The organism is Herbidospora sp. RD11066 (genome assembly GCF_054661255.1).
In genome coordinates this window covers 451,112-466,474 of sequence record NZ_BAAGDO010000007.1, presented here as the reverse complement: position 1 = coordinate 466,474, position 15,363 = coordinate 451,112, and the positions used below count along the sequence as shown (strand labels likewise).

Here is a 15,363-nt window from a genome sequence, read left to right as displayed (position 1 = left end):
ACACCACCCGGCCCCACTCAGCCCTCGGCGGCAGGCCGCCCATCAGCCGACTGTCACCAAGTTCATGACCAAGTACACCTAGCGGGCCTGGCCCGGAGCACGGGCCAGATCCACACCAGGTTGGCCACTCCCGCCAGGAGCGGGATCAGGCCCATCGCCACGAGGATCAAGACGAACGGCCCCGGCACCGGCCATTCGGGCAGCCCGGACGACGGTGAGAGCACGGCCCGGCCGGGCCGGTCGGGGTCGTAGGAGACCCAGACGCTCTCGCCCACGCTCGGCGGGCGGCAGACGGTGGTGGTGCAGCCGGCGACCTTCATCCTGGCCACGGCGTCCGTGCCGTTCGCCCGGTAACGCACCCGGCCCGAGTACTCCAGGGCGGACTGCCCGTCGTGGCTGTAGGTCACCCCGCCCCGCTGGACGTCGAGCACCGTACCCTGTGTGACGACCGACCGGCGCGCGAAGGCGGTCTCCTCGGCGTACACCCAGGCGATGAGCGCGTACGTCATCGCGGCGATGCCGAACCAGACCAGCACCTGCCACCGGAGGAACTGCCCGACCATGCATCGATGGTGCGATATCGCCGGGCCGGGCGCATTCCCTTATTGCGCCATGCTTCCGGGGAGCCGGTAGATCGGGGAGGGCTCGATCTCCGGGGCTCGGCGGCGGCCCCTGCGGGGTTCCTCGTCGGCGCACAGGTAGGCGTACATGCCCGCCAGAAGCCGCTGCACGTCGGAGTGGGGCCGGACGACCAGGCGCAGGAAGCGGCTGTTGAAGCCCAGCTTGTTGCCGCACTCGCGGATGTAGACGCCGTGCTCGCGGATGAGGAAGTCGCGCAGCTCCCGGCCGTCGCGGCCCTCGGGCAGCTTGCAGAGGACGAAGTTGCCCTGCGACGGGAAGACGGTCAGCCCCGTAAGGGACGCGAGCTGACGGATCATCATCTCCCGGTCGTGGGCGACCAGTCTCAGGCTGTGCCGGTATTCGTTCATGTGGGCCTTCAGCATGAAGACCACGACCTCGGCGAAGGAGTTGAGGTTCCACTTCGGCAGCACCCGGCGGACCAGACCGGCGATCTGTGGATTGGCCACCAGATAGCCGAACCGGACGCCGTGCAGGCCGAAGTTCTTGCCGAGGCTCTTGAGCACCACCACATTGGGGCGGATCACCGCCTCGTCGGCCACGCTGGCCGACGGCTCGGCGTCGACGAACTCGATGAACGACTCGTCGACGACGACCAGGTCGAGGTCGGTCAGCCGGTCGAGCAGGCGGACCACCTCGTGACGTGGCAGGTAACCGCCGTCGGGGTTGTTCGGGTTGCAGATGACCGCCACCCTCGATCCGCGTTCCCTGATGAAGCGGATGTAGTTCTCGACGTCCAGCCGGAAGCCCTGCGACTCCAGGAGGGGGAACATGTCGCAGCGCTTGCCGGTCTCCAGCGGCTGGTCGGTCCAGCGGCCGAAGGTGGGCACCGGCACGGCCAGGCTCTCCCGCACGATCAGGTGGTCGAGCCAGGTGATCAGTTCGGTCGAGCCGTTGCCCATGGCGATCGTCGACGGGTTCAGGTCGAGGGTGGCGCACAACTCCTTCGTGATCGTCTCGGCGTCGCTCGGGTAGTACTTGAGCACGTCGACCAGGTTGGCCCGCAGGTCGTCGAACATCGCCGTCGTCGGGAAGTACGGATTGCACGGGATGCAGAAGTCGACGAGGTCGTCACCTGCGGCGCCGCGCCGCAGGGCGAAGTAGGACGGGCTGTGCGCGTCGCTCCGCAGCAACGCAAGGTCTACGGATGCTGTCACGCCGGAGAATACGCGCCGGGCACCCGGCGCGTTCAGCCGCCGAGCGCCGCCTTGCGCGCCAGGCCGAGCGGAAGACCGCCGCTCCCGGCGATCCGATCATGGAAACTCTTGAGGTCACCGGTGTATTCGGACCTGATCCTCTCGATCTCGATCGCGCCGGTCAGATAGCTCGGCGCCTGGGTCGGCCAGGCGCAGTAACGGTTGACCTCACCCTTGGCGGTGCCGGGCGACAGCGACGCCTTGGTGGCCATGAACGTCTCGGCCTCCTCGATCGACATGTCCTCGCAGTGGAGGGCGGTGTCGACGACGATCCGGGCGGCCCGCCAGATGCGGCAGTCGAGGTGGGCGAGCTCGGTCTCGGGGGTGTCATAGTAGCCCTGCTCCCACATCAGCTTCTCGACGTAGAGCCCCCAGCCCTCGACGAAGTAGGGCGTGCGGAAGACCTTCCTGATCCGCCGCTGGTTCTCGGCCAGGTGGGCGAGCTGCCAGTGGTGCCCGGGGTAGGCCTCGTGGACGGAGATCGAGGGCATCTGCGGGCGCGAGTTGGTGCGCAGCCGCTGCCTGACCTGCTCCTCGGTGAAGTCGTCGGGGGTGTACGGCACGAAGAACACCCCCTCGCGGGCGGTGCTCAGCGGCGGGGGCGACAGGTAGTTGGCGACCGCGATGATCGGCCGCTGGAACTCCGGCGACGGGAGGACCTGACAGTGTTCGCCCGCCGGGAACGTGACGAGGTCGCGGGCGCGCACGAACCGCCGGGCGCGCTCGGTCTCGGCCTCGTATTCGGCGCGCATGGCCTCCAGAGTGGGCGGGTGGTCGTCCATCAGCGACTCCATGGCGGGCCGCCAGGCGTCGAAGCCGAGCTTCCCGGCCACCTCGTTCATCCGCTGGTTGAGCGCCTCCCACTCGGCGACGCCCTTGGCGTGGAGCTCCGTGGCGCCGTAGCCGAGCATCTCGCGTTCCTGGAGCAGGCCCGAGTAGAGCTCCTCGCCCATCCGCCAGGTGCCGCCCGCGCGGAAGCCCTCCAGGAAGGTGACCAGGTCGTCGAAGGCCGCCGCGGCCGGTTCGGCCGCCGCCGCCAGGCGCGTGCGCAGCGCGGGGTCGCGCACCTGCGCGGGCAGCGTCTCGGTCAGGAACCGCCGTCCCGTACGAGCCTGCTGAAGCCCCCGCGTCACGAGGAGTTCGGCCGCGAGGTCGGGAGACAGGTTCGCTTTGCACGCCGCGAGCACGGCGGGCACCTCGGCCAGCCGGGCGACGGCCGCCTCGACCAGATCGGGCTCCGGCGACAGGCGCTGCTGGAACGGTGTGAACATCGAGGCGAAAACGGCGTCGAGGTAGGGCGCGGGGGTGCGCCGCCACTCGGGCCACCCGGCGGTGAGCACCTCGCCGTGCAGGTGGGAGAGGGCGAGCTCGTGGTCGATGCGATCGTCGAGCGAGGGGCCCGGATCGGCGTTGGAGAGGCGGTCGAGCCACAGCTCGGTGGCCCGTTCCCGGCGGATGAACCCCTCTTCGCTGAAGTCGCCGAGGGTGCGGTCGAATCCCGTGGCCCCGAGCAGCGTCGCCCGCACCGGATTGTCCTTCAGATACCAGTCGACGAACTCGTCCAGCAGCGTCATGCGGCGACCCTACCCCTGACCCGGCTCGCCACAAATGACTGACATCCGCGACACTTAATCGCATTGGTCCCCCCAAAGTAGGAGCAACCAGGTGCCACTTCAGATGACCGGCGCCCCCACGGATCCCGATCTCATCCGGCTCCCCTGGGACGTCCCCCTCGAAGAGTGGCCGGAACACCGCCTGGTCGCCCTCCCCCGCGGCATATCCCGGCACGTCGTGCGCTTCGCCCGCATCAACGGCACCGTGTACGCGATCAAGGAGATCAGCGAGCGCTACGCCAAGCGTGAATACCGTCTGCTCTGGGACCTCAACCGGCTCGACACCCCATCGGTCGAACCGGTGGCCGTGGTGACCGGCCGCGAGTCGAAGACCGGGGAGGTCCTCGACTCCGCTCTGATCACCGCCCATCTGCAATATTCACTGCCCTACCGCGCGGTGCTGTCGGGCGCGCTGCGCCCGGAGACCCTGGAGCGGCTCCTCGACGCCCTGGCCGTGCTGCTGGTCCGGCTGCACCTGACCGGGTTCTACTGGGGCGACTGTTCGCTCTCCAACACCCTGTTCCGGCGCGACGCGGGCGCGTTCGCCGCCTACCTGGTCGACGCCGAGACCGGCGAGCTGCACCCGATGATCAGCGAGGGCCAGCGCCACCACGACATCGAGGTCGCCCACATCAACATCTACGGCGAACTGCTCGACCTGGAGGCCGGCGACCTGCTGCACCCGTCGATCGACCCGCTGCTGTTCGCCGAGCAGATCGTCGAGCGCTACCACCGCCTGTGGACCGAGCTCAACAGCGACGAGATCATCGACGAGGTCGACTGGCACAAGGTCGACCAGCGCATCCGCCGCCTCAACACCCTCGGCTTCGACGTCGCCGAGATGATGGTCCGCCGCAAGGCCGGCACCGGCCGCCTGATCGTCCGCCCCAAGGTCGTCGACGCCGGCCACCACCAGCGCCGCCTCCTGCGCCTGACCGGCCTGGACGTCGAGGAGAACCAGGCCCGCCGCCTGCTCAACGACCTCGACTCCTTCACCGTCACCCACGGCCTGCGCCACGAGGACGAGGCGATAGTGGCCCACAGGTGGCTCGCCGAGGTCTACCAGCCGGTGATAAGGGCGATCCCGCCGGAGCTGCACCGGAAGCTGGAGCGCGCGGAACTCTTCCACGAGGTCCTGGAACACCGCTGGTTCCTCTCGGAGGCGGCCGGAAAGGACGTCGGCCTGGAGGCGGCGGTCCGCAGCTACATCGACAACGTGCTCGTCCACCGCCCGGACGAGAAGGCCATCATCGGAGTAGACATTTAGCCGCTTCGGCGATGCGGTCTTCGCCGAAGACCTCGATGCCGTTGGCGACCAGGAGGGCCGCGGTCACGCCCTCGCCGGGCATGATCCGGCCGCGGAAGGTGCCGTCGTAGATCCGCAGGGGGCCGCACGACGGGCTGCCCTCTTTGAGGACGGCGATCCGAACACCGAATGATTTCGCCACCGCGAGGCACTGGCGCGCGCCTTCCAGGAAATGCGCGGTGACGTCGGCGCCCTCGGGGGTGAGAATGCGGGCCGCGCCGGAGAGGACCGCCGCGCCGCCGGCGCCGCCCTCGATCTCGGCCGGGGGGCGGGGCACCGGCAGGCCGCCCTCGACCTCGGGGCAGAACGGGACGAGCCGTCCTTCGGCCTTCCAGCCTGCGAGGACCTCGTCGTCGCTGGTCTTGGCGCGGCCGTCGAAGCGCACCCGGCGGCCCAGCAGGCAGGCGCTCACGAGAATTCGTTCCACATCATCGATTTTGCAACACGGGTTCTACCGGGTATCAGAATCCTTCTTCCACTGACCAAGTCTTTATGTCAGGAAACCATCCGACACATGCGCTCATGAGGTGTGTTTCCCCGGTTTCTCTAAGGTTTGTCCCACCACTTGGCGGGGGGTAACCGGATGAGGAGTTGCGGGTGATCGGCATCGAGGACTGCCTGTCCGAGGCGATGGCCATCCCGGGAGCGCTCGGCGCCATACTGGTCGACCACACCAGCGGCACCGCGCTCGCGATGGAGGGCCTGCCCGACCCGGAGAGGTCGGCCATAGGCCTGAGCGAGACCTTCCGTGCCACGCTCGACGGACTGGCCCTGTCGTCCCCTGATGGAACGATCCGGATCGACGACCTGATCATCACCACCGACCACGGCTACCAGCTCATCAAGCCGATGGAGACGATGTGGGACGGCCCGTTGCTGATCTGCGTGCGGCTCGACCGTGACCGGGCGAACCTGGCCCTGGCGCGGCGGCGCCTCGAGAGCATCTCCCACGAACTGATCGCGTCGTGACAGGTGCCGATCGACGACATGCTCTCCGAACTGGCGGAGAGCAAGGCGACGGGTGCCCTGAAAGCCGGCCGGAGCGGCACCGTCTATCTCAGCAAGGGCCGGGTCTGTTACGTGGAGTGCGCCCGCACTCCGACCGTGGAGGAACTCCTCACGGTCACCGGCCGGATGACCGCCCACGGGGTGAAGACGGCCCGCCAGACCACGGCGGCCACCGCCGACGGCGGCGACCTGCTCGTCCGCAAGGGCGTGCTCAGCCGGGGCGAGCTGCAGCTCTGCGTCCTGGGGGCGACCCTGGACGCCTCGTTCTTCCTGTTCGGCGCGAACGTGCCCAAGCCCAGGTTCCGCGAGGGGGACCGGCACTGGCTGGGGATCCACTGGTTCTTCGACGTGCCGGGTCTGTTCCGGGAATGTCATCGCAGGAGGGCCCGGTTGGACCGCGCCTGGCCATCGGCCGAACTCGACAGCCGTCCGGTCGTACCGGTGCGGCGCATCCGGTCGCATCACGTGATCCTGACCGCGCTCCAGTGGGAGATCCTGCTCAACGCCGACGGCGAGACCACGCCCATCGAGCTGGCCAAGCGGATCGGGCGGCCGGCGTACACGACCCTGCTCGCGGTCCGCGAGATGGCCGCGGCGGGGCTGCTGGAGACCCCGGAGGCACGGCCTCCGGAACCGCCGCCCCCGGAGACGCGGCGGCCGGACCTGCCGAAGCGGGTGGCCGGAGCGGCGCCCCGGCCGGAGCCTCCCCACGGAAACGGACCACCACCGCGGTCGTCCTTTCCCGAGATCAGCGGAGACCCGTCGGACGTGAATCTGCTCATCAGGCTGCGTAACGCGCTGGAGGCGTTCCAGTGATCACGCGCCCGTGGCTCAAACGGGCCGGAAGGGGCATCCCCATGGATCTGCGCCGCGAAATTCACGAGGAGATGCTGCTCCTCCGAGGCCGCACGTCTGAGATCACGGGTGTCCTCACCTGCACCGTCGACGGCATGCTCGTCTCCGCCGACCTGGCCGAGAACCTCGACCAGACCGCGGCGCTCACCTCGGCGGTGCTCTCGATGAGCCGCCGGATGGCCGACCTGACCAGGATCGGCGACCTCGAGGAGACCCTGATCTCCGCCACCCGCGGCTTCACGGCCCACTACGCCGCGGGTCCCAAACTCGTCCTCACCGTGCTGGCCGTGCCGGGCGCGAACCTCGGGCTGCTGCGCATCGAGGGCAGGAAGACGGCGGCGAAGATCGCCGCCATCGTCGAACGCGAATGAAGAGGAGACAAGCCGACATGGCGAACATGGACATCTCTCTCAAGGAGATGATGGCGATCGACGGCGCCCTCGGCGCCGCCGTGGTCGACTACAACAGCGGCATGAGCCTCGGCGTGCTGGGCGGGTCGAAGGACCTCGACCTGCAGATCGCCGGAGCCGGCAACACCGAGGTCGTGAAGGCCAAGTTACGCACGATGGACAGCCTGGGCCTGAAGGACGCGATCGAGGACATCCTCATCACGCTGTCCGGTCAGTACCACATCATCCGCCCGATCACGGGCAGGGGCGGCAAGGGCCTGTTCCTCTACCTGGCCCTCGACCGGGGCCGCGCCAACCTGGCGATGGCCCGCCACCACCTGCGGACCATCGAAGACAAGCTGGAGATCTGACATCGCGGACCGGCGTGAGCCGCTCAGGCGGAGCCGAGGAGCGGCTCACGGTTCGCCCCGGCGGGGAACAGCTTCTCGCCCGGCATGGGCAGCCCGAGGGTGCCGGTCACCCGGCGGATCAGCTCGGCATGGGATCTGATCCCGGGCAGCCGCAGCAGTTCCTCGCCCCTGCGGGTGACCAGCACGGTCGGCGTGCGGTCGACCCTGGCGGCGGTCGCGGCGCCGATCGCGGTGTCGACGTCGGCGACCGCGCCGATCAGTTCGTCGTCGTACTCGGCGACGATGCGGTCGATCACGGGGGCGATCCAGGCGCTGGCCAGGCAGTCGGCGCCGGTGAAGACCAGGAGCACCGGGGCCGGGCCCATCACCAGTGAGGCCAGGTCGCGTTCCCCGGTGACGACGCGGCGCCGGGGCACGATGCCCGTCGGCCGGTCCGGTCCTGTCAGCATCCGCGCGTACGCGTCGGCCAGCCGGGGCGGCCCCGACAGGCCGTTGACGGCCAGGCCGTGGAACAGCAGCCGGGCGCAGTCGGCCCGGGAGACGTGGTCGAGGTCGATCTCCTTCAGGGGCGGCGCGAACGACAGCACCGCCTCGCAGTCGACCGGGCCCGCCAGCGACAGGATGGCCAGCGACTCGCTCGACCCGAGCCGCCACAGGCAGCCGGGCTCGATCTTCTCGCTGCCCAGGCGCAGGTAGCGGAGCGTGGGCATGCCGCCGAGGGCGCCGAGTCCGTGGCCGCGTACGGAATCGCCGGAGACCGCGACCACCGCGGCCGAGGTGCGGGCGAGATGACCGAACGCGGCGTCGACGACCGAGGCGCCGCCGATCTTGACCTTGATGAGCGGGCTCTCCTCCGGGAGCGGCACGTCGCCGGTGATGTTCGGCGACCACAGCTCCAGGCTCTCCAGCGTGGTGAGCCCCGAGAGCGCGCGGACCCCCTCGTCGGTGAACCTCCCCGTCACGGCCAGGTCGCGCAGCGTCGACCGCTTGGCGATCAGGCGCAGGTCGTCGTCGCAGACGCCGCTCAGCCGTAGGCCCGTCACCTCGGGCACCTCGCAGAGCCGCTCGGTCGTGGCGGCCACGTAGGCGAGCTCGACGTCGGACGGCACCGGGATCTCTCCCGTGGGCCGGAATTCACCCATCGTCTGCCCGGCAGGCCTGTCGCCGATCACGACGAAGTGGACCTCGCCCGGCAAGGCGGTTTCGGGGAATCTCAGCGCGCGCTCCATTTGCGAAGAATCCCCAGCTCAGCGCCCTGATCAAACGCCCTGGAAGGTACGTTGGAAGCAATGAGCCGCCGAGCGTGTTTTTATGGGGCATATGGCGAATCCCGCGATTCTGACGGTGGACGACGATCCTGCGGTCTCCCGCGCGGTCTCACGTGACCTGCGCCGCCGATACGGCGACCGCTACCGCATCGTGCGGGCCGACTCGGGTGAGTCGGCCCTTGAGGCGTTGCGCGAGATCAAACTGCGGGGTGAACAGGTCGCCGTGCTGGTGGCCGACTATCGGATGCCCCAGATGAACGGCATCCAGTTCCTTGAGACGGCCATGGACCTCTTCCCCTTGGCCCGGCGCATCCTGCTGACCGCGTACGCCGACACCGAGGCGGCGATCGACGCGATCAACCTGGTCGACGTCGATCATTATTTGCTCAAGCCGTGGAACCCGCCGGAGGAGAAGCTCTATCCGGTCATCGACGCCCTGCTCGACGCCTGGATCGCCACGCCCGACCGCCCGGTGACGGAGATCCGCGTGGTGGGGCACCGCTGGTCGGCCGAGTCGTACGCGGTGCGCGACTTCCTGGCCCGGAACCTGGTGTCGTACCGCTGGCTGCTGGCCGACGACCCGGAGGGCCGCAGGCTGCTGACGGCGGCCGGGCTGAGCGAGAACGACGTGCCGCTGGTCGTGACGACCGACGGCAAGTCGCTCGTGCAGCCGTCGGAGATCGACCTGGCTCCCCACGTGGGCCTGACGACCACTCCGGCCAGCGACTTCTACGACCTGGTGGTCGTGGGCGCCGGTCCGGCCGGGCTGGGCGCGGCGGTCTACGGGGCGTCCGAAGGTCTGCGTACCGTCTTGATCGAGCAGCGGGCGACCGGCGGGCAGGCCGGGCAGAGCAGCCGGATCGAGAACTACCTGGGCTTCCCCGACGGCGTGAGCGGCGCGCAGCTCACCGAGCGGGCGCGGCGGCAGGCGCTGAAGTTCGGCACCGAACTGCTGAGCGCCCGCGAGGCCGTGGCGCTGGAGGCGGGCGGCTCGACGCGGGTGCTGCGCTTCGACGACGGCACCTCGATCGCCGCCCACACCGTGGTCCTGGCGACCGGTGTCTCCTACCGCATGCTTCAAGCCCCGGGCTTGGAGAGCTTCACCGGCAGGGGCGTCTTCTACGGCTCCGCCTCGACCGAGGCGCCGTCGTGCCTCGACCAGGACGTCTACATCGTCGGCGGCGCCAACTCGGCCGGCCAGGCGGCGGTCTACTTCTCCCGGTACGCCGCCCGCGTGCACATCCTGATTCGCGGCGACAGCCTCGAACGGTCGATGTCGAGCTATTTGATCAAGCAGCTCGCCTCCCACCCGTCGATCCAGATCCATCCGTACACGGAGATCTGCCAGGCGGAGGGCGACGACCACCTGGAGCGGCTGACACTGCGCGACACCCGTACCGGCGAGATCCGGACCGCCGAGACGACGTGGTGCTTCATCTTCATCGGCGCCGAGCCCCGCACGGCCTGGCTCGACTCCGTCGTCCAGCGCGACCAGAACGGGTTCGTCCTGACCGGCCCCGACCTGCTCCTGGGCGGCCAGCGCCCGTCGGGCTGGTCGCTCCCCCGCGACCCCTACCACCTGGAGAGCAGCATGCCCGGCGTCTTCGCCGCCGGTGACGTGCGGTCCGACTCCGTCAAACGCGTGGCCTCCGCCGTCGGCGAAGGTGCCATGGCCGTCTCCCTCATTCACCGTTATCTGGAGGCGCAATGAGCGACCTTCTGACCCCGGACGACCTCCGCGGCCTGTTCCTGTTCGAATCCCTCAACCAAGACCAGCTCCAGCTGATCGCCGACTGCGGCCGCGTGATCCCGTACACGGCCGGAACCCGCGTGTACGAAGAGGGCCAGCCCGCGACCTGTTTCGTCGTCCTGCTCGACGGCACGATCACGCTGACCCGGCGCGTCCACGGCGACGACGTCGAGTTCACCCGCAGCATGCAGCGCGGCGCCTACGGCGGCGCGACCCAGGCCTACATGGACCCGGGCGTCGAGCAGACCTACAACAACTCGATGGTCGCCCTGACGGACGTGACCGTCTACGAGATCCCGGCCGACTCGTTCGCCGAGTGGACGCGATCCTGGTTCCCGATGGCGATGCACCTGCTGGAGGGCCTGTTCGTCGGCATGCGCGCGACCCAGACGGCGGTCGGCGAGCGCGAACGCCTGCTTGCTCTGGGCGCCCTGTCGGCCGGACTGACCCACGAGCTGAACAACCCCGCGGCGGCGGCGGTCCGGGCGACGTCGATCCTGCGCGAGCGGGTGGCCGGGATGCGCCACAAGCTCGGCATGATCGCCGACGGGAAGATCGACGGCGGGCGGCTGCACAAGCTGGTCGAACTCCAGGAACTCGCCGTCAAGCAGGCCGCCTCAGCGCCCGAGCTGACCGCCCTCCAGACCTCCGACGCTGAAGACGCCTTGGCCGACTGGCTCGACGACCACGACATCGCCGGTTCGTGGGACATCGCGCCGACGCTGGTGGCCGGGGGGATCCAGGGCGACTGGCTCCAGACCGTTGAAGAGTGCGTCGGGGAGGGGAACCTGGAGGGGGCGATCCGGTGGCTGACGTACACGATCGACACCGAACTCCTGATGGGCGAGATCGACGACGCGGTTTCGCGGATCTCCGGGCTCGTGGCCGCCGCGAAGCAGTACTCCCAGCTTGACCGGACGCCGCACCAGACGATCGACGTGCACGACCTGCTGGACGCGACCCTGACCATGCTCCAGGCGAAGATCCCCGAGGGCGTGCACGTCGTGAAGCACTACGACCGGTCGCTGCCCCTCGTGCCTGCCTATGCGGCCGAGCTGAACCAGGTGTGGACGAACCTGATCGACAACGCGATCGGGGCGATGGAGGGATCGGGGACGTTGACGATCTCCACGTGCCGTGACGGGGAGAACCTGGCGGTCGACGTCGAGGACACGGGGCACGGGATCCCGCCGGAGGTCCGGCCCCGCATCTTCGAACCGTTCTTCACTACCAAGGCCGTGGGTGAGGGGACGGGGCTGGGGCTGGACATCTCGTACCGGATCATCGTGAACAAGCATCACGGCGACATCCGGGTGGACTCCCAGCCGGGGAGGACGAACTTCCGCGTCCTGCTGCCCCTCGAAGACGCGTAGTCAGTTGCGGGAGATCACGAAGGTGTTCTCCTCGTCCTCCACGGGAGCGGCCGGTTCACGGCGTCGTAGCCGACTGACAAGGAACACCGCCGCAGCGCCCACGACCAGACCGCCTGCCGCGTACCCCCACGGCAACCCCTCCTCCTCGGAAGCCGCCGGCGCGACGGGGACCACTGCGGCGGGCGTCGGGCTGGGCTGAGGGGCGGGGGCCACGTCGGTCGCGCCCGCCTTGACCACGGTCTTCGCGTCCCAGGGGAAGCCAGGCGGTTTCACGTCGCCCCAGTAGTCGGTGGCCGTCCCCCCGGTCTGCTGCTGGCCCTCCCACGCCGGGGGCGCTGCCTTCAGACCACCGGGCACCGTCAGCAGGCCCAGGTTGTACGGCTGGAAGATGCCCTGCATCGCCTCGAGTTTCCACGTCCCCTCGGGCACCTGCATCGTCGCCGCGTAGTGGGCCCGTTCGGGCAGCGCCGTCCCGGGGAAGTCGAGGACCTTCGTGCCGTCGGTCAGGCGCAGGCCGGTGCGCATGTCCGCTTCGGGGCCCTCGAACGGATGCGTCCCGTGCTGGAGGACCCAGTAGCCGATCGTGTACGTCACCCCGGGCTTAACCGTCGTAGGGAACGTGTCGAGTTCCGTCACCGCCCACGCCCCGGCGTTCGCGGGGGCCACGGGGAGGAGAACGGCGGCGACGACCGCCAGGGCGGCCAGAATTCGTCGTGTCATACCCCTGCTACCGCGTACCGGCGGAAAAGGTTCTCAGCGGTGGACGATCAGCCACGTCGCCACGGCGGTCACCTCGGACGACCGGTTGCCGATCAGGTGCGGGCGGTCGCAGGGGAAGGTGATCGAATCGCCCACCCCCAGCGTCACCAGCTCCGACTCGAACTCGATCGTCAGCTCGCCGGAGGTGACGGTCCCGACCTCGTAGCCGTCGTGCTTGAGGAACTGCCCGTGCGCGTTGGAGATCGACAGCGGTGGATACGTCGACTCGAAGAACTCCACGTCGGGGGTGGCCGCGGGAGACAGGCGCCGGAAGGTGATCCCCCCGCTCAGCAGCAGAGGCGCGACCTCCCCCGACCGTCGTACCGCGAACGAGACCGGCTGGGCGTCGGCCTCGTCGAAGACCTCTGCCAAGGGGACGCCGATCGCCGTCACGTACGCGATCAACCGGGACACCGACGGGCGCATCAGGCCGCGTTCGATTTGGGAGACGGCAGACGGGGAGATGCCGAGTTCGCGGGCCACGGCGCGGAGGGACTTCCCCGAGCGCTCCCTGAGGTCGCGTAGCCGGGGTCCGATCGCGTCCATGGCTCCTTACCGATTGTCACAACGGGTTAACAGGGGCGAAACCCGTCGAGCGTTAAGTGATTGCTTAACAGGACAGGACGGTTTCCATCCGCACGATACCCCCCAAGGAAGCTGTGATGACCGACGTCCAAACGGGCCTCATCAAACCCGAATACGACCCCCGGCTCGCCAACGAGGATCTCGTCCCGCTCAAGAAGCAGACCTGGTCGTCCTACAACATCTTCGCCTTCTGGATGTCCGACGTGCACAGCGTCGGCGGATACGTCACGGCGGGCTCGCTGTTCGCGCTCGGGCTCGCCTCGTGGCAGGTGCTGGTCGCGCTGCTGGTGGGCATCGTGATCGTGCAGGTCTTCTGCAATCTGGTCGCCAAGCCCAGTCAGGTGACCGGGGTCCCTTACCCCGTCATCAACCGGGCGATCTTCGGGGTGCTCGGGGCGAACATCCCGGCCATCGTCCGGGGCGCCATCGCGATCGCCTGGTACGGCGTGCAGACCTATCTGGCCTCGCAGTCGCTGCTCATCATCTTCCTCAAGTTCTGGCCGTCGACGGCCTCCCTCAACGAGTCGACGTTCCTCGGGCTGTCGCCCCTCGGGTACATCTGTTACGCCATCCTCTGGGTGGCGCAGGCCGCCGTGTTCTGGAAGGGCATGGAGGCGATCCGCCGGTTCATCGACTGGGCGGGTCCCGCCGTGTACGTCGTCATGGTCGTGCTCGCCGTCTATCTGGTCAGCGAGGCCGGGTGGGAGAACATCTCGCTCGACCTGAGCTCGGGTGAGAGCCTCGGGTTCGCCGAGTCGATCCCGGTCATGCTGGGGGCCATCGCGCTGGTGGTGTCGTACTTCTCGGGGCCGATGCTGAACTTCGGGGACTTCTCGCGGTACGGCAAGTCGTTCGAGGCCGTCAAGCGGGGCAACCTGCTCGGGCTGCCGGTCAACTTCCTGTTCTTCTCGATCCTCACGGTCATCACCGCCTCGGCGACGGTGCCGGTGTTCGGGGAGCTGATCACCGACCCGATCCACACGGTCGAGCGGATCGACACGCCGTTCGCGATCCTGCTCGGCGGGCTCACGTTCGTCATCGCCACGATCGGGATCAACATCGTGGCCAACTTCATCTCGCCGGCGTTCGACTTCTCCAACGTGTCGCCGCAGAAGATCTCGTGGCGGATGGGCGGGATGATCGCGGCCGTCGGGTCGGTGCTGCTCACGCCGTGGAACTGGTATAGCAACCCGGACGCGATCCACTACACGCTCGGGGTGCTGGGCGCGCTCATCGGGCCGCTCTTCGGAATCCTCATCGCGGGCTACTACGTGATCAGCAAGCAGTTCGTGGACGTCGACGCCATGTTCACCATGTCCCCGAACGGCCGCTACTACTTCAGCAAGGGCTACAACCCGAACGCCGTCTACGCGATCCTGGCCAGCGGCATTCCGGCGATCCTGTCGGTGATCGTGCCGAAGCTGATCGGGTCGGGGCTGTGGATCGCCGACTACTCATGGTTCCTCGGGTGCGGGCTCGGGTTCGTGACGTTCATCGCGTTCGAGCGGCTGCGCCCCAGGATCCTGGTGTGATCCACGTCAAGGTGATCAACCCCAACACCTCCCGGGAGATGACCGAGCTCATCGGTTCGTGCGCCCGGGAGGTGGCGGGACACGTCACCGCGGTCAGCCCGGCCATGGGGCCGGCCTCGATCGAGAGCCACTACGACGAGGCGCTGGCCGTACCGGGGATCCTGACCGAACTGCACGGCGCCGACGCCTATGTGATCGCCTGCTTCGGCGATCCGGGGCTGGACGCCGCCCGCGAGGTCGCCGACGGTCCCGTGATCGGCATCGCCGAGGCGGCCATGCACGTCGCGACGCTGGTCAGCCGGAGTTTCAGTGTGGTCACCACGCTGGGGCGGACCGTCCAGCGCGCCCGTGACCTGGCCGAACGCTACGGCTGCGGGCACGCCTGCCGGGGCGTGCACGCGTGCGAGATCCCGGTGCTCGACCTCGACGACAAGGCGCTGAACGTGGTGGCCGACCTCGCCGAGACCGCGCTCGCGCGGGACCGGTCGGAGGCGATCGTGCTGGGATGTGCCGGAATGGGGGCGTACACGAAAGAAATCGCCCGTCGGATCGACGCCCCGGTGATCGACGGTGTCCAGGCGGCGGTGACGCTGGCCGAGTCGCTCGTGCGGCTCGGGCTCACCAGCAGCGGGCGCGGTGAGTACGCCGCTCCCCCGCCGAAGCCCTACACGGGCCTGCTGGCCGAATTCTCGTTGCGGGGGCGGCACCCGATCTGAAGA

Annotated in this window: 16 protein-coding genes; 9 read left to right on the top strand and 7 right to left on the bottom strand. The window is 68.8% G+C overall.

What is annotated here, in order from left to right; all coding sequences use genetic code 11:
• Positions 1–62: 62 nt before the first annotated feature.
• From ACYQ78_RS27400 to ACYQ78_RS27390, 3 genes are read right to left on the bottom strand one after another with little or no spacing between them, the layout of a single operon-like run.
• Complete coding sequence (locus ACYQ78_RS27400) at positions 63–563, bottom strand: DUF3592 domain-containing protein (protein WP_459803790.1); 501 nt, start codon at positions 561–563, stop codon at positions 63–65.
• Positions 564–602: 39 nt separating this feature from the next.
• Positions 603–1,796, bottom strand: a complete 1,194-nt coding sequence (locus ACYQ78_RS27395; RefSeq protein ID WP_459803789.1) for a pyridoxal phosphate-dependent aminotransferase — start codon at positions 1,794–1,796, stop codon at positions 603–605.
• Between the two features lie 32 nt (positions 1,797–1,828).
• On the bottom strand, positions 1,829–3,409 hold the full coding sequence (locus ACYQ78_RS27390; RefSeq protein WP_459803788.1) for a DUF885 domain-containing protein: 1,581 nt from the start codon (positions 3,407–3,409) through the stop codon (positions 1,829–1,831).
• Between the two features lie 91 nt (positions 3,410–3,500).
• On the opposite strand from ACYQ78_RS27390, the gene ACYQ78_RS27385 reads away from it, so the two are divergent.
• A complete protein-coding gene (locus ACYQ78_RS27385) occupies positions 3,501–4,715 on the top strand; it encodes a DUF4032 domain-containing protein (RefSeq protein WP_459803787.1) in 1,215 nt (404 codons plus the stop codon).
• Here the strand turns inward: ACYQ78_RS27385 and ACYQ78_RS27380 are convergent.
• Positions 4,696–5,181, bottom strand: coding sequence for a 2-thiouracil desulfurase family protein (locus ACYQ78_RS27380; protein WP_459803786.1), 486 nt, complete (start codon positions 5,179–5,181; stop codon positions 4,696–4,698). The genes ACYQ78_RS27385 and ACYQ78_RS27380 overlap by 20 nt on opposite strands.
• 170 nt (positions 5,182–5,351) lie before the next feature.
• Here ACYQ78_RS27380 and ACYQ78_RS27375 point away from each other — a divergent pair, with 170 nt between their 5' ends.
• From ACYQ78_RS27375 to ACYQ78_RS27360, 4 genes are read left to right on the top strand one after another with little or no spacing between them, the layout of a single operon-like run.
• Positions 5,352–5,723, top strand: a complete 372-nt coding sequence (locus ACYQ78_RS27375) for a roadblock/LC7 domain-containing protein (RefSeq protein WP_459803785.1) — start codon at positions 5,352–5,354, stop codon at positions 5,721–5,723.
• A 3-nt stretch (positions 5,724–5,726) separates the two neighbouring features.
• Positions 5,727–6,578 carry a hypothetical protein gene (locus tag ACYQ78_RS27370; protein ID WP_459803784.1) on the top strand — a complete coding sequence of 284 codons (852 nt, stop codon included), beginning with the start codon at positions 5,727–5,729 and terminating at the stop codon, positions 6,576–6,578.
• Positions 6,579–6,619: 41 nt separating this feature from the next.
• Positions 6,620–6,988, top strand: coding sequence for a roadblock/LC7 domain-containing protein (locus ACYQ78_RS27365; protein WP_459803783.1), 369 nt, complete (start codon positions 6,620–6,622; stop codon positions 6,986–6,988).
• Positions 6,989–7,005: 17 nt separating this feature from the next.
• The gene (locus tag ACYQ78_RS27360) at positions 7,006–7,377 is read left to right on the top strand and encodes a hypothetical protein (RefSeq protein ID WP_459803782.1); all 372 of its coding nucleotides are present in this window, start codon (positions 7,006–7,008) and stop codon (positions 7,375–7,377) included.
• Between the two features lie 23 nt (positions 7,378–7,400).
• Here the strand turns inward: ACYQ78_RS27360 and ACYQ78_RS27355 are convergent, their stop codons facing one another.
• Positions 7,401–8,606: a thioredoxin family protein gene (locus ACYQ78_RS27355; protein ID WP_459803781.1), complete on the bottom strand. Its 1,206-nt coding sequence runs from the start codon at positions 8,604–8,606 to the stop codon at positions 7,401–7,403.
• Between the two features lie 115 nt (positions 8,607–8,721).
• On the opposite strand from ACYQ78_RS27355, the gene ACYQ78_RS27350 reads away from it, so the two are divergent.
• Entirely contained in the window at positions 8,722–10,356 is a 1,635-nt protein-coding gene (locus ACYQ78_RS27350; protein WP_459803780.1) for an NAD(P)/FAD-dependent oxidoreductase, read from the top strand.
• Positions 10,353–11,768 carry an ATP-binding protein gene (locus tag ACYQ78_RS27345; RefSeq protein WP_459803779.1) on the top strand — a complete coding sequence of 472 codons (1,416 nt, stop codon included), beginning with the start codon at positions 10,353–10,355 and terminating at the stop codon, positions 11,766–11,768. The genes ACYQ78_RS27350 and ACYQ78_RS27345 overlap by 4 nt, the downstream gene beginning before the upstream one ends.
• Here the strand turns inward: ACYQ78_RS27345 and ACYQ78_RS27340 are convergent, their stop codons facing one another.
• Positions 11,769–12,488, bottom strand: coding sequence for a hypothetical protein (locus ACYQ78_RS27340; RefSeq protein WP_459803778.1), 720 nt, complete (start codon positions 12,486–12,488; stop codon positions 11,769–11,771). It lies immediately after the preceding gene.
• Positions 12,489–12,521: 33 nt separating this feature from the next.
• Positions 12,522–13,073 carry a helix-turn-helix domain-containing protein gene (locus ACYQ78_RS27335; protein ID WP_459803777.1) on the bottom strand — a complete coding sequence of 184 codons (552 nt, stop codon included), beginning with the start codon at positions 13,071–13,073 and terminating at the stop codon, positions 12,522–12,524.
• Between the two features lie 116 nt (positions 13,074–13,189).
• Between ACYQ78_RS27335 and ACYQ78_RS27330 the strand changes: the two genes are divergently transcribed.
• Positions 13,190–14,644 (top strand): NCS1 family nucleobase:cation symporter-1, encoded by a 1,455-nt coding sequence (locus ACYQ78_RS27330; RefSeq protein ID WP_459803776.1) that lies wholly within the window; start codon positions 13,190–13,192, stop codon positions 14,642–14,644.
• On the top strand, positions 14,641–15,360 hold the full coding sequence (locus ACYQ78_RS27325; protein WP_459803775.1) for an aspartate/glutamate racemase family protein: 720 nt from the start codon (positions 14,641–14,643) through the stop codon (positions 15,358–15,360). The genes ACYQ78_RS27330 and ACYQ78_RS27325 overlap by 4 nt, the downstream gene beginning before the upstream one ends.
• Positions 15,361–15,363 lie beyond the last annotated feature (3 nt).